This window comes from Aestuariivirga sp. (assembly GCF_046294715.1).
Lineage (GTDB): Bacteria > Pseudomonadota > Alphaproteobacteria > Rhizobiales > Aestuariivirgaceae > Aestuariivirga.
On record NZ_JBKBKI010000011.1, the window covers coordinates 13,032 to 30,649 of the forward strand.

At 66.8% G+C, this 17,618-nt stretch carries 18 protein-coding genes; 10 read left to right on the plus strand and 8 right to left on the minus strand.

Features of this window, described 5'->3' with window-relative positions:
- Positions 1-81: 81 nt before the first annotated feature.
- Together ACK4HL_RS09565 and ACK4HL_RS09570 are read left to right on the plus strand one after the other, a co-directional pair.
- Positions 82-906 carry an inositol monophosphatase family protein gene (locus ACK4HL_RS09565; RefSeq protein WP_409759245.1) on the plus strand — a complete coding sequence of 275 codons (825 nt, stop codon included), beginning with the start codon at positions 82-84 and terminating at the stop codon, positions 904-906.
- A complete protein-coding gene (locus tag ACK4HL_RS09570; protein WP_409759248.1) occupies positions 906-1,745 on the plus strand; it encodes a class I SAM-dependent methyltransferase in 840 nt (279 codons plus the stop codon). Before ACK4HL_RS09565 ends, ACK4HL_RS09570 begins: the two co-directional genes overlap by 1 nt.
- A 16-nt stretch (positions 1,746-1,761) precedes the next feature.
- Here the strand turns inward: ACK4HL_RS09570 and ACK4HL_RS09575 are convergent, their stop codons facing one another.
- The 3 genes from ACK4HL_RS09575 to ACK4HL_RS09585 are packed head-to-tail and all read right to left on the minus strand — an operon-like array spanning position 1,762 to position 4,387.
- Positions 1,762-2,160, minus strand: a complete 399-nt coding sequence (locus ACK4HL_RS09575) for a (deoxy)nucleoside triphosphate pyrophosphohydrolase (RefSeq protein ID WP_409759251.1) — start codon at positions 2,158-2,160, stop codon at positions 1,762-1,764.
- A gap of 7 nt (positions 2,161-2,167) precedes the next feature.
- The gene (gene argJ / locus ACK4HL_RS09580; RefSeq protein WP_409759254.1) at positions 2,168-3,406 is read right to left on the minus strand and encodes a bifunctional glutamate N-acetyltransferase/amino-acid acetyltransferase ArgJ; all 1,239 of its coding nucleotides are present in this window, start codon (positions 3,404-3,406) and stop codon (positions 2,168-2,170) included.
- Positions 3,407-3,442: 36 nt separating this feature from the next.
- Positions 3,443-4,387, minus strand: a complete 945-nt coding sequence (locus ACK4HL_RS09585; RefSeq protein WP_409759257.1) for a peptidylprolyl isomerase — start codon at positions 4,385-4,387, stop codon at positions 3,443-3,445.
- A gap of 388 nt (positions 4,388-4,775) precedes the next feature.
- Here ACK4HL_RS09585 and secA point away from each other — a divergent pair, with 388 nt between their 5' ends.
- Positions 4,776-7,511, plus strand: a complete 2,736-nt coding sequence (secA, locus tag ACK4HL_RS09590; RefSeq protein ID WP_409759260.1) for a preprotein translocase subunit SecA — start codon at positions 4,776-4,778, stop codon at positions 7,509-7,511.
- Positions 7,512-7,524: 13 nt separating this feature from the next.
- On the opposite strand, the gene ACK4HL_RS09595 is transcribed toward secA, so the two are convergent.
- Complete coding sequence (locus ACK4HL_RS09595) at positions 7,525-8,958, minus strand: multicopper oxidase family protein (protein ID WP_409759263.1); 1,434 nt, start codon at positions 8,956-8,958, stop codon at positions 7,525-7,527.
- 173 nt (positions 8,959-9,131) lie between these two features.
- Here ACK4HL_RS09595 and ACK4HL_RS09600 point away from each other — a divergent pair, with 173 nt between their 5' ends.
- Positions 9,132-9,308: a hypothetical protein gene (locus tag ACK4HL_RS09600; RefSeq protein WP_409759266.1), complete on the plus strand. Its 177-nt coding sequence runs from the start codon at positions 9,132-9,134 to the stop codon at positions 9,306-9,308.
- 6 nt (positions 9,309-9,314) lie between these two features.
- On the opposite strand, the gene ACK4HL_RS09605 is transcribed toward ACK4HL_RS09600, so the two are convergent.
- The 3 genes from ACK4HL_RS09605 to ACK4HL_RS09615 are packed head-to-tail and all read right to left on the minus strand — an operon-like array spanning position 9,315 to position 11,417.
- Positions 9,315-10,268: an acetyl-CoA carboxylase carboxyltransferase subunit alpha gene (locus ACK4HL_RS09605; protein WP_409759269.1), complete on the minus strand. Its 954-nt coding sequence runs from the start codon at positions 10,266-10,268 to the stop codon at positions 9,315-9,317.
- Between the two features lie 56 nt (positions 10,269-10,324).
- Positions 10,325-11,284 carry a site-specific tyrosine recombinase XerD gene (locus ACK4HL_RS09610; protein ID WP_409759272.1) on the minus strand — a complete coding sequence of 320 codons (960 nt, stop codon included), beginning with the start codon at positions 11,282-11,284 and terminating at the stop codon, positions 10,325-10,327.
- Entirely contained in the window at positions 11,274-11,417 is a 144-nt protein-coding gene (locus ACK4HL_RS09615) for a histidine kinase (RefSeq protein ID WP_409759275.1), read from the minus strand. Before ACK4HL_RS09615 ends, ACK4HL_RS09610 begins: the two co-directional genes overlap by 11 nt.
- Before the next feature lie 104 nt (positions 11,418-11,521).
- Here ACK4HL_RS09615 and ACK4HL_RS09620 point away from each other — a divergent pair, with 104 nt between their 5' ends.
- Genes ACK4HL_RS09620 through ACK4HL_RS09635 form a run of 4 tightly spaced genes read left to right on the plus strand, consistent with a single transcriptional unit; the run spans position 11,522 to position 15,611 of the window.
- Positions 11,522-12,109, plus strand: coding sequence for a shikimate kinase (locus ACK4HL_RS09620; protein WP_409759278.1), 588 nt, complete (start codon positions 11,522-11,524; stop codon positions 12,107-12,109).
- Positions 12,102-13,238 (plus strand): 3-dehydroquinate synthase, encoded by a 1,137-nt coding sequence (aroB, locus tag ACK4HL_RS09625; protein WP_409759281.1) that lies wholly within the window; start codon positions 12,102-12,104, stop codon positions 13,236-13,238. Before ACK4HL_RS09620 ends, aroB begins: the two co-directional genes overlap by 8 nt.
- Positions 13,235-14,524: an HlyC/CorC family transporter gene (locus ACK4HL_RS09630; RefSeq protein ID WP_409759284.1), complete on the plus strand. Its 1,290-nt coding sequence runs from the start codon at positions 13,235-13,237 to the stop codon at positions 14,522-14,524. The genes aroB and ACK4HL_RS09630 overlap by 4 nt, the downstream gene beginning before the upstream one ends.
- Positions 14,505-15,611 carry an NAD(P)/FAD-dependent oxidoreductase gene (locus ACK4HL_RS09635; RefSeq protein WP_409759287.1) on the plus strand — a complete coding sequence of 369 codons (1,107 nt, stop codon included), beginning with the start codon at positions 14,505-14,507 and terminating at the stop codon, positions 15,609-15,611. The genes ACK4HL_RS09630 and ACK4HL_RS09635 overlap by 20 nt, the downstream gene beginning before the upstream one ends.
- Here the strand turns inward: ACK4HL_RS09635 and ACK4HL_RS09640 are convergent.
- On the minus strand, positions 15,590-15,874 hold the full coding sequence (locus ACK4HL_RS09640; RefSeq protein WP_409759290.1) for a BolA family protein: 285 nt from the start codon (positions 15,872-15,874) through the stop codon (positions 15,590-15,592). The two genes, ACK4HL_RS09635 and ACK4HL_RS09640, sit on opposite strands and share 22 nt — an antisense overlap.
- A 61-nt stretch (positions 15,875-15,935) precedes the next feature.
- Between ACK4HL_RS09640 and ACK4HL_RS09645 the strand changes: the two genes are divergently transcribed.
- Both ACK4HL_RS09645 and cobS read left to right on the plus strand, forming a co-directional pair.
- On the plus strand, positions 15,936-16,541 hold the full coding sequence (locus ACK4HL_RS09645; RefSeq protein ID WP_409759293.1) for a J domain-containing protein: 606 nt from the start codon (positions 15,936-15,938) through the stop codon (positions 16,539-16,541).
- Positions 16,542-16,620: 79 nt separating this feature from the next.
- Positions 16,621-17,610, plus strand: coding sequence for a cobaltochelatase subunit CobS (cobS, locus tag ACK4HL_RS09650; protein WP_409759296.1), 990 nt, complete (start codon positions 16,621-16,623; stop codon positions 17,608-17,610).
- Positions 17,611-17,618: the final 8 nt, after the last annotated feature.

Consider the following 17,618-nt stretch of genomic DNA (forward strand, 5'->3'; position numbering starts at 1 on the left):
AACGTCATCATAGCGGTGGAACCGTGGATTTGCAGCGGCATTTCGTCTAACAGCGGCGCCGAACAGTTCCCCGGAGCCCCGATGTCCTTCACCCGCACCGACCTCGACCGCCTCGCCGCCATCATGGCGGAAGCCGCAGAGACCGAAATCATGCCGCGCTTCCGCAGCCTCGAGGATGGCGGCATCCGCGAGAAGACGGGCGCCCTCGACCTCGTGACCGATGCCGACGAACAGGGCGAGTGGCTGATCCGGGACCTCTGCGCCAAGGCCTTCCCTCAGGCGCTGTTCGTGGGCGAGGAGTCGGTGGCGCGCGACAAGGGGCTGCTCGCCAAGCTCAAGGACGCCGACCTCGCCATCATCGTCGACCCGATCGACGGCACCTCGAACTTCGCCTGGGGCCTGCCGCTCTTCGGCGTGATGGCGGCGGTGGTCTCGAAGGGAGAGACGGTGGGCGGCCTGATCCTCGATCCCGTGGGCCGAGACTGGCACAAGGGCCTGAAGGGCCACGGCGCCTGGGCCGAAAGCGCCACCGGCCGGACGCGCGAGCTCCGCGTGGCGAAGCCCGGTCCGCTCGCGGAGATGACGGGCCTCTCCTCCTGGTACCTGATGCCGGAGCCGCAGCGCTCGAAGACGGTGGCGAACCTCGCCAAGAGCAAGGCCTGCTTCAACTACCGCTGTGCGGCCTATGAATACCGGCTGATCGCCGAGGGGCTCGTGCACTTCACGCTGCACTACAAGCTGATGCCGTGGGACCATGCGGCGGGCGTGCTGATCCACTCCGAGGCCGGCGGCTTCTCGGCCCTGCTCGACGGCAGCCCGTATGACGCCACGAAGCACGAGGGCGGCATCATTTCCGCGCCGGACCGCGAGACCTACGAGCTCGTCAAGCGCGAGCTCGTGGGCTGATGACGGGCGCCCCGGCCCTGTTCGACCGTGAACTGGCGGCCTTCCGCTTCAGCCGCAGGCGCCGGGACGAACCCAGCATCCTGACGCGGACCATCGCGGAGGAGCTGGCGGAACGGCTCTCCCTCGTCAACCGGCGCTTCGAGCGCGCGCTGCTCATCGCGGCGGAACCGGACCCCATCGCCGCGCGGCTGAGGGAGAGCGGGCAAGTGAAGGAGGTGGAGCCGCGGGCACCTTCCGCGGGCGACGATCTCGGCCTCGCACCGGCGCAGTACGACGCCATCTTCAGCGTGCTCGACCTCCAGTCCTTCAACGACGTTCCCGGTGCGCTGATCCAGATGCGCCGCGCGCTCAGGCCCGACGGGCTGCTGATGGCCTGCCTGTTCGCGGGCGAGACGCTGAGCGAGCTGCGCCAGTCATGGCTGGCGGCGGAAAGCACGGTAACGGGCGGCGTCACGCCGCGCGTGGCGCCGATGGCGGATGTGCGTGAGCTCGGTTCCCTCCTGCAGCGCGCGGGCCTCGCACTGCCCGTGGCCGATCTCGACCGCACCATGGTGCGCTATGCCGATGCCGTGGCGCTGATCCACGAGTTGCGGGAGCTCGGCCTCTCCAACATCCTGGCCGACCGCTCGCGCACACCCGTGACGCGCCAGCTCCTGGGCGCCGCCGTCAACCACTACCACCAGCATTTCGCAGATCCCGACGGGCGCATCCGCGCCACGGTGGAGATTGCATGGCTCACCGGCTGGGCCCCGCATGAAAGCCAGCAGCAGCCGCTGAAGCCCGGGAGCGCCAGGGCGCGGCTGGCGGATGCGCTGAAGGTGGTGGAAAAGAAGGTCTGAGGGCCTCTTGAGGAACCTACAGCAGATCGATCAGATGCGGGATCAGCGGCACGTCGGCCGGCGGCATCGGATAGTCCCTGAGTTTCAGCGGCCGGACCCAGGCCAGCTCCTGGCCTTCCATGCCCTTCACCTGGCCCTTCCAGCGGCGGCAGACGTAGAGCGGCATCAGCAGGTGGAAGCTCTCGTAGGAATGGCTGGCGAAGGTCAAAGGGGCGAGGCAGGATTCGGCGACGTCGATGCCGAGCTCTTCCTTCAGTTCACGGATCAATGCGGTTTCGGGCCTTTCGCCCTGCTCCACCTTCCCGCCCGGGAATTCCCAGAGGCCACCCAGCTGCTTCTCCGCCGGGCGCTTCGACAGCAGCACGCGGCCATCGGCATCGACGAGCGCCACGGCGGCGACGAGCACGATCTTCATGGAGGGATCAGCTGCGGTAGGAGCCGTTGATGTCGATGTAGCGGTGGGTCAAATCGCAGGTCCAGACCGTGGCCCTGCCCTTCCCGACGCCGACGTCGGCCTCGATCACGATGTTCCGGCCCTTCATGTGCGGCATGATCTCCTCCTCCCTGTAGGAGGGCTCGCGCATGCCGTTCTTCGCCACCGTGATGCCGCCGATCTTGATCTTCAGCCTGTCGCGCTCGGCCTTCTCGCCCGCCTTGCCGACGGCCATCACCACGCGGCCCCAATTGGCGTCCTCGCCGGCGATCGCCGTCTTGACCAGGGGCGAATTGGCCACCGACATGGCGATGCGGTGGGCGGCGCGATCGTTCTCCGCGCCGGTGATGGTGATCTCGATGAACTTCTCGGCCCCCTCGCCATCCTTCGCAACCTGCTGGGCGAGATCGAGGCACAGGCCGTCCAGCGCTCTCGCGAAGGGTCTGAGCCGCGCATCGTCCGGGGAACGCAGGCCCTTCACCGCACCACCCGCCCCGCCGGTGGCGAAGAGCAGCACCGTGTCGGACGTGGAGGTGTCGCCATCGACCGTGATGCAGTTGAAGCTCCTGTCGACGCTGCGGGTGAGCAGCTTCTGCAGGATCTTCGGCGGCAGCGCCGCATCGGTGAAGAGGAAGACGAGCATCGTCGCCATGTCGGGGGCGATCATGCCCGAGCCCTTGGCGATGCCGTTGATGGTGACGGTCCTGCCGCCGAGCTTCACCTTGACGGTGGCCGCCTTGGGGAAGGTGTCCGTCGTCATGATGGCCTTGGCGGCCATGCCCCAGCCGTCGGGCCGGGCCTCCCCGTTCAGCTTTTCGAGCGCGTCGGTGATGAAGGAGGGATCGAGCGGCTCGCCGATGACGCCGGTCGAAGCCTGGAAGATCTCGGAAGGCGAGCAATCGAGGAGCCGGGCTGCCGACTTCGCCACGGCCCGGACCGTGGAGACACCCGCCTTGCCGGTGAAGGCATTGGCGTTCCCGGCATTGATGACCACAGCGCGGGCGGATCCTCCCGCGAGGCTCGCCGCGCACCAGTCCACCGGGGCCGAGCGCGATTTCGAGCGGGTGAAGCAGCCTGCAACCGAGGTTCCGGGCTCCATCACGGCCAGCAGAACGTCGGGCCTGTTCCTGTAGCGGATGCCGGTCTCGGCCGCCGCCAGCTTCACGCCGGCAATCGGCGGAAGCTCCGGAAACGCCGCCGGCGCCAGCGGCGAAACCTGATGTGCCATGAACCGTCCCCCCTGAACCCGCCGGCCGGAGCCGGCTTACTGCGCCGGAAGCTGCAGGTCGCCCTTGCCTCCGCTCGATTCGCCGGCCGGAGCGCTATCCGTTCCCGCCGCCGCAGCGCCGCCCTGCTCGAGGGACTTCTGCTGCTTCTCCTGGAAGGCCTTGGCGGCCTTGGAGGCCTCCTCGGCGTATTTCTTCAGGTCCTCGTCGACGATCTCGACCTTGGAGGCCGCGCGGATCTTCTCCATGGTCTCGCCGACCTTGCGGCGCAGCAGCACGTTGCGGATCGCCGACTTCACCTGGTCATAGGGCTGGGCGGCGCCCTGCTTCCTGTCCTCCAGGCGGATGATGTGCCAGCCGAAATCGGTCTTGATGGGCTGCGAGGTCTCGCCCACCTTCAGCGCGAAGGTGGCCTTGGAGAATTCCGGCACCATTTCGGGCGCGGTGAAATAGCCGAGGTCGCCGCCGTAATCCTTGGAGCCGTCGAGGCTGAACTTCTTCGCCAGGTCCTCGAACTTCTCGCCCTTCTGCAGGCGGGCGAGGATATCCTTGGCCTCCTGTTCGGTGCCCACAAGGATATGGCGGGCGCGCACCCGCTCCGTCTGCTGGAGCTTGGCGGCTTCCTGGTCGTAGACGGCGCGAATCTCCTCTTCCGTCACCTGCGGCCGGATCTTCTGGAAGAAGTAGGCGTCGCGCAGCGCCTTGGCCTGGTAGAGCGCCAGGCGGCGCTTGTATTCCTCGGTGTCGGCGATTCCTTCCTTCACGGCGTACTGGGCGAGCAGGTGCCGCTCGATCAGGTACTCCACCACGAAGGGATAGCGCAGCTTCGGCGGCAGGTCCGGGAGCTGGCCGATGATGTCGTCGGTGGCCATCTGCACTTCCGACACGCGGATCTCGTGGCCATTGACCACGGCCACCACCTTGTCCTCCTTCGGGGCAGCATCCTCCTGCGCCGAGGCGGGGATCACGAGGGTGAGTCCCAACAGGGCTCCGGCCGCGCAACCATTGAGAAACTTTCGAGAAAACGACATAAAGTCCACCGTTCCAGAGCCCAACCGACCGGCCCCGCCTGAGTTGCCGAGCGCTGCTCTTTGTCTTCCAAAGAAGGCAAGAATAAGCCCCGGCCACCGTTCGGGGCGGCCGCAATTCGGGGCGCACATTGGGCTTGCCGGGCCACGCACGCAAGTGGCCGCCGAACAGAATGGGGCCGCTGTTGCGCGGATGCAACACATTGAAATCGCGCGGCCTTGGCCCCATCTCGCGCGCTGACGCGAGATAAAAGCGCGGCGGCTGATTGCCCCCGTCCCGCAACTTGACTAGAAAGCGCCACGGCCACGGGGCGCAACCGCCCTTTCCTGAAGGAACGAATCAATGTTCGGATTGCGCGGCATCGCCGCAAAGATTTTCGGCTCGAGCAATGACCGGAAGGTCACCAAGTACCGCGGCCGGGTCGAGGAGATCAACGCGCTCGAACCGGAACTCGCCGCCCTCTCGGACGAGGCGCTGCGCGCCCGCACGGCCATGCTCCGCGAACAGGCGGCCGGCGGCAAGAGCCTGGACGAACTCCTCGTTCCCGCCTTCGCCACCGTGCGCGAGGCCGCCAAGCGCACGCTGGGCCAGCGCCACTTCGACGTGCAGCTGATCGGCGGCATGGTGCTGCACGAGGGCCGCATCGCCGAGATGAAGACCGGCGAAGGCAAGACGCTGGTCGCCACTCTTCCCGTCTATCTCAATGCGCTCGCCGGCAAGGGCGTTCACGTGGTGACGGTGAACGACTATCTCGCCCGCCGCGACGCCGCCTGGATGCACCAGATCTACGGCTTCCTCGGCCTCACCACCGGCGTCATCGTCCACGGGCTCACCGACGAGCAGCGCCGCCAGGCCTACGGCTGCGACGTCACGTATGCCACCAACAACGAGCTCGGTTTCGACTATCTGCGCGACAACATGAAGTACCATCTCGAGGAGATGGTGCAGCGCGGGCACAGTTTCGCCATCGTGGACGAGGTCGACTCGATCCTCATCGACGAGGCGAGGACGCCGCTCATCATCTCGGGGCCGGTGGACGACAAGTCCGACCTCTACAACGCGGTGAACCGGTTCATCCCGGCACTGACGCCCGAGGATTACGATCTCGACGAGAAGCAGCGCGCCGTCACGCTCACCGAGAAGGGCAACGAGCACCTGGAGCAGGTGCTGGGCGAGGCCGGCATGCTGCGCGGCACCAACCTGTACGACGCCGAAAACGTGACGATTGTTCACCACGTCCAGCAGGCGCTCCGGGCGCACAAGCTGTTCCAGCGCGACAAGGACTACATCGTCAAGGACGGGCAGGTCATCATCATCGACGAGTTCACCGGGCGCATGATGCCGGGCCGGCGTTACTCGGAGGGGCTCCACCAGGCGCTCGAGGCCAAGGAGCAAGTCGCCGTGCAGCCGGAGAACGTCACGCTCGCCTCGATCACCTTCCAGAACTACTTCCGGCTCTACGGCAAGCTCGCCGGGATGACCGGCACGGCCGCCACCGAGGCCGAGGAGTTCATGGACATCTACAGTCTCGATGTGCTCGAAATCCCCACCAACGTGCCGGTGGCGCGCCAGGACGAGGACGACCAAGTCTACCGCACGGCCCGCGAGAAATACACCGCCATCATCGAGACGATCGAGGAGGCGCGCGGCCGCGGCCAGCCGGTTCTGGTCGGCACCACCTCGATCGAGAAGTCGGAGGTGCTCTCCGACCTGCTCAAGGCCAAGAACATTCCGCACAACGTGCTGAACGCGCGCTACCACGAACAGGAAGCCGCCATCGTGGCGCAGGCGGGCGTGCCCGGCGCTGTCACCATCGCCACCAACATGGCGGGCCGCGGCACCGACATCAAGCTCGGCGGCAATCTCGAGATGCGCGTCGCCATCGAACTCGCCGAGACGCCGGCGGGAGCGGAGCGCGAAGCCCGGATCGCCGCCATCAAGGACGAGATCGAGGCCAACAAGCAGAAGGTGCTGGAGGCCGGCGGGCTGTTCGTGATCGGCACCGAGCGCCACGAGAGCCGGCGCATCGACAACCAGCTGCGCGGCCGCTCCGGCCGCCAGGGCGACCCCGGCCGCTCGCTCTTCTATCTCTCGCTCGAGGACGACCTCATGCGAATCTTCGGTTCCGAGCGCATGGACTCGATGCTGAAGACGCTGGGCCTCGAGGAGGGCGAGGCGATCGTCCATCCGTGGATCAACAAGGCCCTCGAGAAGGCGCAGCAGAAGGTCGAGGCGAGGAACTTCGACATCCGCAAGAACCTGCTCAAGTTCGACAACGTGATGAACGACCAGCGCAAGGTGATCTTCGAGCAGCGCATCGGCATCATGCGCGGCGAGGAGGTGTCGGAGACCATCGACGACATGCGCCACAACACCATCGAGGAGCTGGTCACCAAGCACATTCCGCCCAACTCCTATGCCGAGCAGTGGGATGCCGAAGGCCTGCGCGAGCGCCTGCGGGAGGTGCTGGGCATGGACTTCCCGGTCGATGAATGGGCCAAGGAGGAAGGCATCGCCGAGGAGGAAATCCTCGAGCGCGTGAGCACGGCGGCGGACGAGCATTATGCCGCCAAGCGCCAGGCCTATGGCGCCGAAATCATGAACCAGGTGGAGAAGACCTTCCTTCTCCGCACCCTCGACCAGCTCTGGCGCGACCACATCATCACGGTCGAGCAGCTGCGCCAGGTGATCCATCTCCGCGGCTACGGCCAGCGCGATCCGCTGAACGAGTACAAGACGGAAGGCTTCAACCTGTTCGAGAGCATGGTGAACCGGCTGCGCGAGAACGTGACCGCGCAGGTCATGCGCGTCGAGGTGCAGATGCGCGACGCCTCCGAGCTCGCGGACCTTCCGGACGAGGACGAGCTTCCCTTCATGGAGGCGCATCACATCGACGCCACCACCGGCGAGGACGACGTCGGCGAGGGCCTGCTTCTCGTCGACATGGCGAAGACCGCCGGAGCGAAGCCGGGGATCGACCCCAAGGACCCGAAGACCTGGGGCAAGGTCGCCCGCAACGACCCCTGCCCCTGCGGCTCCGGCAAGCGCTACAAGCACTGCCACGGCGCCTACGCCTGAGAAGGGCTCCGCCTCAGGCGGCGCTGGTGTAGGCGATCGTTCCCATCATGCCGGCGTTCATGTGATAGGCATGGTGGCAGTGGAAGGCCCAGGTGCCGGGATTGTCGGCATCGAAGACGATCGTCACCGTCTCCATGGGAGGAACCAGCACCACGTCGCGGAGCGCCCCGTCGATCGCCGTGTTGCCGATGGCCGTCACCTTGAAGTAATGCCCATGCAGATGCATCGGATGCGACATGCTCGTCATGTTGTGCATCATCACGGCGATGCGTTCGCCCTGGCGCACCGAGAAGATCACGTCGTGCATGGATGCCTTGCCGTTGAGGCCCCAGAGATAGTCCGGCCCGCCGCCCGTCAGCATCAGCATCTCGGTGCGGCTCACCGGCTCCTCGCGCAGCTTGGCGACGGGGCGGTAGAGCATCTCCTGCCGAAGATCGACGGCCGGCGCCGCCTCTCCCGCCCCCGCGAGTTTCGGGACTGAGGCACCCGATGTCGCGAGAACGATGCCGGTGCGCTCGCCCACGCCCTCGGGCCGGAACAGGACGGGGAAGGCGCCGCCGCTTCCGGGGACGCGGATGCGGAGATCGGCGCGCTGGGCGATGGCGAGCGGGAACAGGCTGGCCCGGAAGGGCAGGATGGCGTGGCCGTCGACCGCGATCAGCTCGGCTTCGAGGGCACCGAGATCGATCCACATGTTGCTCGCGGCAGCCGCATTGATGATGCGGAGGCGGACGGAGCCGCCCTTTTCGACCTGCAGGACTTCCGGATCCTCGAGCGTGCGGTCGTTGGCGAGGAAGGCGTCGTAGGCGACGTCGTTCAGCATACCGGCCGCCGGCGGCGCGCCCCCTCCCGCGGCATGGCCCATCTGCGCGTGGTCCATGCTGCCATGGTCCGTTCCATGCGCGGCATGGCCACCGCCACCGCCGCGGAGTTCCGCAAGGATCTCGGCGGGGTCGCGGAAGGTGAAATCGTGGAGCATCACCACGTGCTCCTGCTGGTCGAAGAGGGGTTCCTCGGTTTCCCGCACGATCAGCGGTGCGGCCAGCATCTGCTGTTCCTGGAGGCCGACATGCGAGTGCATCCAGTGCGTTCCGGAACGGGTGTTGGCGAAGTCATAGTCGTAGGACTGGCCGGGGCCGATCGCGTCCTGCCCCAGCATGGCGACGCCGTCCTGGCCGTAGGGGGGCGTCAGCCCATGCCAGTGGATGATGGTTTCGGCATCGGTGTCGTTGAGCAGCCGCACCCTGAACCGTTCGCCGAGCAGCATGTCGAGCCCCGGCTTGCCGTTGCTCCCCGTGAGGCCGTAGACGGTGGCCGCCCTGCCCTTCACCTCGATCGTTCGCTTCGAGACGGTGAGAATCCGGGGCTCGGCCGCAGCAGCGGGCCTGCCGAGCCCCGCGGAAAGGGCGGCTGCGCCGATTCCGCCCAGGAAAAGTCTGCGATTCATGGAAGTCCTTCGCTGATTTGCCATTCCGGCCATATCTGCCGGTGCAAGCCGACGCGATCAAAGCGACATTTTCGCAATTCTCCGTGAAGTGGAGAAATATGAGCGGATTTAGCAACCAAAAGTTTATGGCGCCATGCTCATCTGTCGCCCGGAGCGCGGGCGAGGAATGATCGATGAAAGGCTTGTTTTACAGCTTCCGGAGAGACGACGCGGGGACGGTGTCGGTGGAGTATGTGCTGATCGCCTGCGCCATCGCCGTGGGGCTGGCTCCCCTGATCGGCAGGACGGCCGGGGTCACGGGGCAGCTTTACACGCCGCTCGCCAATTATTTCGAGGTTTTCGCCAACTGACCGGGCTCAGAGGCCGCGCCCGATCGCCAGGAACTTCTCCCGGCGCTGGCTGCGCAGGGTTTCGCCCGGCACTGCGTCATAGGATTCGAGCGCCCGGGAGATCGCTTCGCCCGTGGCGGCGATCGCCTCTGCCGCGCCGCGGTGCGCGCCGCCCTTCGGCTCGGGGATGATTTCGTCGATGACGCCGAGCTTCTTCAGATCCTGGGCGGTGATCTTCATGGCGGCGGCGGCGTCCTTGGCGCGCGCGGCATCGCGCCAGAGGATGGAGGCCGCCCCTTCCGGCGAGATCACGCTGTAGATGGCGTGCTCGAGCATCAGCACGGTGTTGGCGGTGGCGATGGCGATCGCTCCGCCGGAGCCGCCCTCGCCGATGATGACGGCAATGCTCGGCACGCCGAGGGCCAAGGAGCAGTCCGTCGAGCGCGCGATGGCCTCAGCCTGGCCGCGCTCCTCCGCGTCGATGCCGGGATAGGCCCCCGCCGTGTCGACGAAGGAGATGACGGGAAGGCCGAACCGGTCCGCCATCTCCATCAGCCTCACCGCCTTGCGGTAGCCCTCGGGCCGCGCCATGCCGAAATTGCGCTTGAGGCGGGAGGGCGTGTCATTGCCCTTTTCCTGGCCGATCACCATCACGGGGCGGCCCGCGAAGCGGCCGAGGCCGCCGACCACGGCGAAATCCTCGGCGAACTTGCGGTCTCCGGCAAGCGGCGTGAACTCGGTGACGAGCTGGCCGATATAGTCGAGGGCATGCGGGCGCTCGGGGTGGCGGGCGACCTGCGCCTTCTGCCAGGGATCGAGACCGGCATAGAGATCGGTGAGAAGCTTCGCCGCCTTCTTCTCGAGTCCCTTCACCTCATCCGAGATCGAGACGGCCTTGTCGCCGGCGGCGAGCGCGCGCAACTCGGCGATCTTGCCTTCGAGTTCGGCAAGCGGGGCTTCGAATTCGAGATAGGTGGGCATTTGGCCTCTGGCTTGGTCGCGTTTGGCGCGGAAACTGGCCGTCCGCGCTCCGGAAGTCAACTTTTCTTGGCAAGGGGATGATGCGTCTCGACCACCGCCGTCAGCCGTTCCGCCTGCACATGGGTGTAGATCTGGGTGGTGGAAATATCGGCATGGCCCAGCATCTGCTGCACGGCGCGGAGATCCGCCCCGCCGGCCAGCAGATGGCTGGCAAAGCCGTGGCGCAGAACATGGGGCGAGACCTTGCCGGCATCGAGGCCCGCCTCCCGCGCCAGGCTCTTGAGTTCCAGCGCGAAGTGCTGGCGCGTCAGGTGTCCGGCGGCGCCGAAGGAGGGAAAGAGCCATTTGTGCGGCGCCCCTCCCGCCCGGGCCAGAAGCCCCAGATAGTCCTGCAGGGTCTCGCGCGCCCTGCCGGACACCGGCACCAGCCGCTCGCGGCCGCCCTTGCCGCGGACGAGGATGAAATCGCGCTCGGCGGTGGCGGCCTGGACGGTGAGGCCCACCAGCTCCGAGACGCGGAGACCGGTGGCATAGAGGAGTTCGACCAGGCAGATGAGCCGCCAGGCCTTGAGCAGCGCCCTGCCCTTCGCCTTCAGCGCCCGCCGGCGCGCCGCATCGAGGAGCAGGCTCACATCCTGTTCCGAGATCATCTTCGGAAGCGGACGTGAGCCACGCGGGCTGTCGATGGCAGTCGCCGGGTTTTCGGGGCTCAGCCCGTCGCCATGGAGGAAGCGGTGAAACTGGCGGATGGCGGAGAGCTTGCGGGCGGCCGAGCTCTTCGCCATGCCCTGCGCCTCGAGCGACACGAGATGGCCGCGGACGTGTTCCGGCCCGGCCGAGCCGAGGTCGACCCCCCGGGCCGCGGCGTGAGCGGCATAGGCTTCGAGATCGCGGCGGTAGGCGGCGAGCGTGTTCGCCGCTGCGCCACGCTCGGCGGCCATCATCTCGAGAAAGCGATCGATGAGGCGATGGTCCGCCGCGGCCTGAGACCTGCTGCCCGGCTTGCTACTTGGCACGGAGCTTTTCGCTCGACAGGGGCTTCACCACCTCGGCCTGCTCCGGCGGGAAATTGGCCAGTGCCCACACGCCGCCGTAGATCGCGCCGCCGAGGCACAGGAGAACCAGCAGAAACTTGACCGTATCAGGCATCGACTCCCCACTTCGGAAGCAAGCTTAGCGGTTAAGCCCTGCTTCGGAAAGGCTTTGCGGTCAGGGATCATGCGCGATAGAACCCGCCCAGTTGAGGTTATTGGATGGCACGCCGCTCGATTGCAAAGGAGACCGAGGCCGTGAGGCAGCGCCTGGGCGCACGTCCCATCGTGCTGGTGGGCCTGATGGGAGCGGGCAAGACCAGCGTCGGCCGCAGGCTCGCCGAAAAGCTCGGCATTCCCTTCGTCGACGCCGACCACGAGATCGAGGCGGCGGCGGGGAAATCCATCAAGGACATCTTCGCCGAGCACGGGGAGGCCTATTTCCGCGAGGGCGAGCGCCGCGTCATCCAGCGGCTGATCGGCAACGGGGCACAGGTGCTGGCCACCGGCGGAGGCGCCTACATGAACGAGGACACCCGCGCGAGGATCAGGCAGCATGGCATCTCGGTCTGGCTCAAGGCCTCCCTGCCGGTGCTCATGAAGCGGGTGGCCAAGCGCCAGGACAGGCCGCTCCTGCAGAACGGAGACCCCGAGACGGTGATGCGCAACCTGATGGACAAGCGCTACCCCGTCTACGGGCTCGCCGACGTGACGGTGGAGAGCCGCGACGTGCAGCACGGCCAGATGGTCAACGACGTGATCCGTGCCCTCGCGCAGTGGGACGGCTGGGACAGGCAGACGCATGGCTGAGATCAATGCCGCGGAACGGCACGACATGGTTCGCGTAGCGCTGGGCGAGCGGAGCTACGACATCCACATCGGCGAGGGGCTCCTCGCGCGTGCCGGAGACATCGTGACCCCGCTGCTGAAGCGGCCCCTCACGGCGATCGTGACCGACGAGAACGTGGCGGCGCACCACCTGGCGACTCTCGAGCGGGCGCTGGCGGCGAAGGGCATCCGCTCCACCGCCATCGTGATGCCGCCCGGCGAGGCGAGCAAGAGCTACCGGCACCTCGCCGAACTCTGCGACAAGCTGCTCGCCGCCGGAATCGAGCGGCGCGACCGCGTCATCGCCTTCGGCGGCGGCGTCATCGGCGACCTCGCCGGGTTCGCCGCGGCGATCCTGCGGCGGGGCGTGGACTTCATCCAGATTCCGACGACGCTGCTTGCCCAGGTCGATTCCTCGGTGGGCGGCAAGACCGGCATCAACTCGCCCCATGGCAAGAACCTGATCGGCGCCTTCCACCAGCCGCTGGCGGTGATCGCCGACATCGGGCTGCTTTCCACCCTGCCGCGCCGCGAGCTCGCCGCCGGCTATGCCGAGGTGGCGAAGTACGGACTCCTCGGCGATGCCGGCTTCTTCGAGTGGCTGGAAGGGGCTGCACCCGCCATCCTGCGCGGCGATTCCCAGGCGCGCATCCACGCGATCCGCACCTCCTGCGAGGCCAAGGCGCGAATCGTGGCGGAGGACGAGACGGAAACGGGCGTGCGCGCCCTGCTCAATCTCGGCCACACCTTCGGCCATGCGCTCGAGGCCGCCACCGGCTATTCACATCGCCTGCTCCATGGCGAGGGCGTGGCGATCGGCATGGTGCAGGCCTTCCGCTTCTCGGAACGCCAGAAGCTCTGCCCCGCGGGCATAGCGGACCGGGTGGCGCGCCACCTGAAGAGCGCGGGCCTTCCCGTGCATGCGAGCGAGATCGCAGGTGAACTTCCGCCACCCGCCACCCTTCTCGACATCATGCGCCAGGACAAGAAGGCCCAGGGCGGCCGGCTCACCTTCATCCTCGCCCGAGGCATCGGCCAAGCCTTCATCGCCAGGGACGTGGCCGAGCACGACGTGCTGGACTTCCTCACGGAGGACCTGCGCCAGCGATGAGCCCCGAGCCCGGATGGACCATAGCCGCGATCTTCCTCCTGCTTGTTCTTTCCGCCTTCCTTTCAACCCTGCGCGCGGCGCTTGAGAACGTCTCACGCACACGGCTGGCCGAATTGCAGAAGAAGGGCGTAAGCCGCGCCGGGCTGGTGCTGAAGCTGCTGGACGCGGAAGACCGCAGCACCGGGGGGCTGGCGCTCGGCCAGATGCTGGCGGCGATCCTCGCCGCCTCGGCGGCCGCCTTCGGCCTCGCGGCGGGTGAGATGCTTCCGCACGAGTCGCTTGCCCTCGCCGCGGCGGGGCTCGTCCTGTTCGTCTTCTTCGGGCGCGTTCTGCCCGCCGCCTATGGCGCTGCGCGGGCAGAGCGCGCGTCGATCGTGCTCGCCGGCGCCGGCCAGGCGGCCTTGGTGCCGCTCCAGCCGCCCGCCGCATGGCTTTCCGCCGCGGCGCGCGTCCTGCTCCGGCAGTTCGGGCTCAACGGCCGGCACGACGGCCACTCCGTGCACGAGGAACTGCGCGAGACCATCGACCTCCACATCAAGGAGGGAACCGTGATCAAGAACGACCGGGACATGCTGGGCGGCATCCTGGCCATGCAGGACCTCGAAGTGGCCGACATCATGGTCCACCGCACCAAGATGACGATGATCGACCGCGCGGAAGACCCGAAGGAGATCGTCGCCAAGGTGCTGAGGAGCGGCCACACGCGCATTCCGGTGTGGAAGGACGACCCCGACAACATCATCGGCGTGCTGCATGCCAAGAACCTCTTCGCGGCTCTCCAGAAGCATGGCGGCGATGCGGCGAAGATCGACATCGAGGATATCCTGCTGCCGCCCTGGTTCGTGCCCGACACGCGCGCCATTCCCGACCAGCTCAACGCCTTTCTCAAGCGCAAGAGCCATTTCGCCATCGTGGTCGACGAATATGGCGAGGTGCAGGGGCTCGTCACGCTCGAGGACATCATCGAGGAGATCGTCGGCGACATCAAGGACGAGCACGACCAAATGGCGAGCGGTGTGCGGCCGAAGCCGGACGGCTCCTATCTGGTCGATGGCGCGGTGCCGATCCGCGACCTGAACCGGGCCTTCGACTGGTCTCTGCCGGATGAGGAGGCAAACACCATCGCCGGGCTCGTCATCCATGAGGCAAGGATGATTCCCGAGGTCGGCCAGGCCTTCATCTTCCACGGCTTCCGCTTCGAGATCCTGAAGAAGCGACGCCACCAGATCACGGCGCTGCGCATGAGCCCGCTGAAGCGAGAGGCGAATGACGCCGAGGCCGGTTGACCTCGCCATCGTCGGCGCGAGCTTTGCTGGCCTCCTCTGCGCCAGGGCGGCGGCGCTGCGCGGGCTCAGAACCGTGGTGATCGAGGCCAAGAGCGATCCCGGCGCGCGCATCCACACCACCGGTATCCTGGTGAAGGAGGCGGCGGACGAGGTGGACATGCCGCCGCAATTCTCCCGCGCCATCCATGGCGTGCGGCTCTATGCACCTTCGCTGAAGTCGATCGACCTCGCCTCGCGCGAGTATTATTTCCTCACCACCGACACGGCGGGGCTCATGCGCTGGTTCGCGGCGGAGGCGCGCCGTGCCGGTGCCGAGATCCTGTGCGGCCGCAAGCTCGAGACCGCGGTGCGCCGCGAAGAAGGGTTCCTGCTGCCGCAGTTCGATCTCAGGGCCCGCTATCTCGTCGGCGCCGACGGGGCGCGCTCGACCGTGGCGAAGCTCTTCGGCCTGGGGCGGAACGAGAGGTTCCTGACCGGGCTCGAGATCGAATACGAGGATCTGCCGAGGGCAGACCCGGATCTGCTTCACTGCTTCCTCGATACGCGGCTGGCGCGCGGCTATCTGGCCTGGGTGGCGCCGGCGCCCGGCTTCTTCCAGGCGGGGCTTGCCACCAACGATGCGGCGAAGCCCGATCTCAAGGCCTTTCTCGCCCGCACCGAGGGATTGTTCGGCTTCTCGACGGCAAGGGTGAAGGAGCGGCGTTCCGGGCTCATTCCCTGCGGCGGGCCGGTCACGCCCTTCGCCGCGCCCGGCGTCCTGCTGATCGGCGATGCGGCGGGGCACGTCTCGCCGCTCACCGGCGGGGGCATAAGGCTTGCCTTCCGCTATGGCCGCCGCGCCGGGCAGCTCATCGCCGACCACCTGCTGCGCGGCGGGCCGCCGCCCGGGAACGTCCTGGCGCGGGAGCTTCCCTCCTTCGGCAAGAAGCTGGCGCTGAGGAGCGTCATGGACTTGGGACCGCCGAACTGGCTCTACGACCTCGCGATCGGAACGGCGCCGATGCGATGGTTTGCGCGGCAGGTCTATTTCCACCGCCGCAAGGGCGAAGCGCCAGGACCGGGGGGTCAGGAAGGCGGCGAAGACTGAATGGCAAGCGCGTGGACGCGCTCCTTCAGCTCTTCGGCAAGCGCGGCGTTGACCATGCGGTGCTGCTCGACGCGGGACTTGCCGCGAAAGGCCTCGGCCACGATCTTCACCCGGAAATGGCTCTCGCCATCAGGCCTGGCACCGGCATGGCCGGCATGGCGGTGCGATTCATCGACCACCTCGAGCGCCGCCGGGGCGAAAGCCTGCACGAGCTTTGCGGAGATTTTTTGGCCTACGGGGCCGAGTTCCGGGCCGGGCGTCATTCGGTCTCTCCTCGATGGCGGCGCTTGCTTGGACGGGCCTCTATCACCATAATTGCCGCCGATGAAGCTCGATTCAAAATACTTCGACAAGATCCGCGTGAAGAAGCCCTCGACGGAGAAGAGGGCTTCCGACTCGATTCCCCAGTGCGACTGGCCGGACTGCCCGCGCCCGGGCCGGCACAAGGCGCCGATGGGGCGCGGGCACGAGGGCAAGTTCTACAACTACTGCACCGAGCACGTGCAGGAATACAACAAGACCTACAACTACTTCTCGGGCATGAAGGACGACGAGATGGCGGAGTTCCAGAAGGAAGCCCGCCTCGGCCACCGCCCGACGTGGAAACTCGGCCAGAACGCGACACCCAACGCCTCGAACGTGCGCCGCAAGGCCGCCCAGATGCGGGCCGATCCTTTCGGCCTCAACGGAGCGGGCGACAAGATGCCGGGCCGCCACCCGACCGGCCGCGCGCTGCGCTCGACCGAGATCAAGGCGCTGCAGACCCTCGGCCTCGACGACAGCGCAACGCCCGATCAGGTGAAGAGCCAATACAAGACGCTGGTGAAGCGGCTTCACCCCGATGCCAACGGCGGCAGCCGGATCAACGAGGACACGCTCAAGGCCGTGATCCAGGCCTATGATCACCTGCGTTCCAGTGGGTTCTGCTAGGCGGGGCTGAGCCTTGCCCTTACGGGCACGAACGTCTAAAACCCGCCCGCGCAACACCGGAACATGAAGATTTCCTGACATGAATGCAAAGGCCACCGCAGAGGCGAACGGCATGCCCGACATCAAGGTGTCGGTGAAGCAGCTCTTCGGCTTCGATTCCAATCTCGAAGTTCCCGCCTACTCGAAGGCCGCGGAGCATGTCCCCGATCTCGACCCCGACTATCTGTTCAACCGGGAGACCACGCTCGCCATCCTCGCGGGCTTCGCCTACAACCGCCGTGTGATGGTGACGGGCTATCACGGCACCGGCAAGTCCACCCATATCGAGCAGGTGGCCGCGCGCCTCAACTGGCCCTGCATCCGCGTCAACCTCGATAGCCACATCAGCCGCATCGACCTCATCGGCAAGGATGCCATCGTGCTGCAGGAGGGCAAGCAGGTCACGGAGTTCCGCGAGGGCATCCTGCCCTGGGCTTACCAGCACAACGTGGCGCTCGTCTTCGACGAGTATGACGCCGGCCGCCCGGACGTGATGTTCGTGATCCAGCGCATCCTCGAAAGCTCGGGCAAGCTGACGCTGCTCGACCAGTCCAAGGTGATCCGCCCGCATCCCGCGTTCCGGCTTTTCGCCACGGCCAATACGATCGGCCTGGGCGACACCACCGGGCTCTACCATGGCACGCAGCAGATCAACCAGGCCCAGATGGACCGCTGGTCGATCGTCACGGCGCTCAACTACCTGCCGCATGCGCAGGAGGTGGGGATCGTGCTCGCCAAGTCGAAGTTCTTCGACAACGACAAGGGCCGCAAGACCATCTCCAACATGGTGCGCGTCGCGGACCTTACCCGCAACGCCTTCATGCAGGGCGACCTCTCCACCGTCATGTCTCCCCGCACCGTCATCACCTGGGCGCAGAATGCCGAAATCTTCGGCGACGTCGGCTTCGCCTTCCGCGTCACCTTCCTCAACAAGTGCGACGAGCTCGAGCGCAGCGTGGTGGCCGAATTCTACCAGCGCTGCTTCGGCGAGGAACTGCCCGAGTCCTCGGCGCACATCGCCATCGCCTGAGTGAAGAG

Bases quoted from the DNA above. Each gene is read 5' to 3' on its own strand.
- ACK4HL_RS09565 (WP_409759245.1), top strand. From the start codon at position 82: ATGTCCTTCACCCGCACCGACCTCGACCGCCTCGCCGCCATCATGGCG.
- ACK4HL_RS09570 (WP_409759248.1), top strand. From the start codon at position 906: ATGACGGGCGCCCCGGCCCTGTTCGACCGTGAACTGGCGGCCTTCCGC.
- ACK4HL_RS09575 (WP_409759251.1), bottom strand. From the start codon at position 2,160: ATGAAGATCGTGCTCGTCGCCGCCGTGGCGCTCGTCGATGCCGATGGC.
- argJ (WP_409759254.1), bottom strand. From the start codon at position 3,406: ATGGCACATCAGGTTTCGCCGCTGGCGCCGGCGGCGTTTCCGGAGCTT.
- secA (WP_409759260.1), top strand. From the start codon at position 4,776: ATGTTCGGATTGCGCGGCATCGCCGCAAAGATTTTCGGCTCGAGCAAT.
- ACK4HL_RS09595 (WP_409759263.1), bottom strand. From the start codon at position 8,958: ATGAATCGCAGACTTTTCCTGGGCGGAATCGGCGCAGCCGCCCTTTCC.
- ACK4HL_RS09600 (WP_409759266.1), top strand. From the start codon at position 9,132: ATGAAAGGCTTGTTTTACAGCTTCCGGAGAGACGACGCGGGGACGGTG.
- ACK4HL_RS09605 (WP_409759269.1), bottom strand. From the start codon at position 10,268: ATGCCCACCTATCTCGAATTCGAAGCCCCGCTTGCCGAACTCGAAGGC.
- ACK4HL_RS09615 (WP_409759275.1), bottom strand. From the start codon at position 11,417: ATGCCTGATACGGTCAAGTTTCTGCTGGTTCTCCTGTGCCTCGGCGGC.
- ACK4HL_RS09620 (WP_409759278.1), top strand. From the start codon at position 11,522: ATGGCACGCCGCTCGATTGCAAAGGAGACCGAGGCCGTGAGGCAGCGC.
- aroB (WP_409759281.1), top strand. From the start codon at position 12,102: ATGGCTGAGATCAATGCCGCGGAACGGCACGACATGGTTCGCGTAGCG.
- ACK4HL_RS09630 (WP_409759284.1), top strand. From the start codon at position 13,235: ATGAGCCCCGAGCCCGGATGGACCATAGCCGCGATCTTCCTCCTGCTT.
- ACK4HL_RS09635 (WP_409759287.1), top strand. From the start codon at position 14,505: ATGACGCCGAGGCCGGTTGACCTCGCCATCGTCGGCGCGAGCTTTGCT.
- ACK4HL_RS09640 (WP_409759290.1), bottom strand. From the start codon at position 15,874: ATGACGCCCGGCCCGGAACTCGGCCCCGTAGGCCAAAAAATCTCCGCA.
- ACK4HL_RS09645 (WP_409759293.1), top strand. From the start codon at position 15,936: ATGAAGCTCGATTCAAAATACTTCGACAAGATCCGCGTGAAGAAGCCC.
- cobS (WP_409759296.1), top strand. From the start codon at position 16,621: ATGAATGCAAAGGCCACCGCAGAGGCGAACGGCATGCCCGACATCAAG.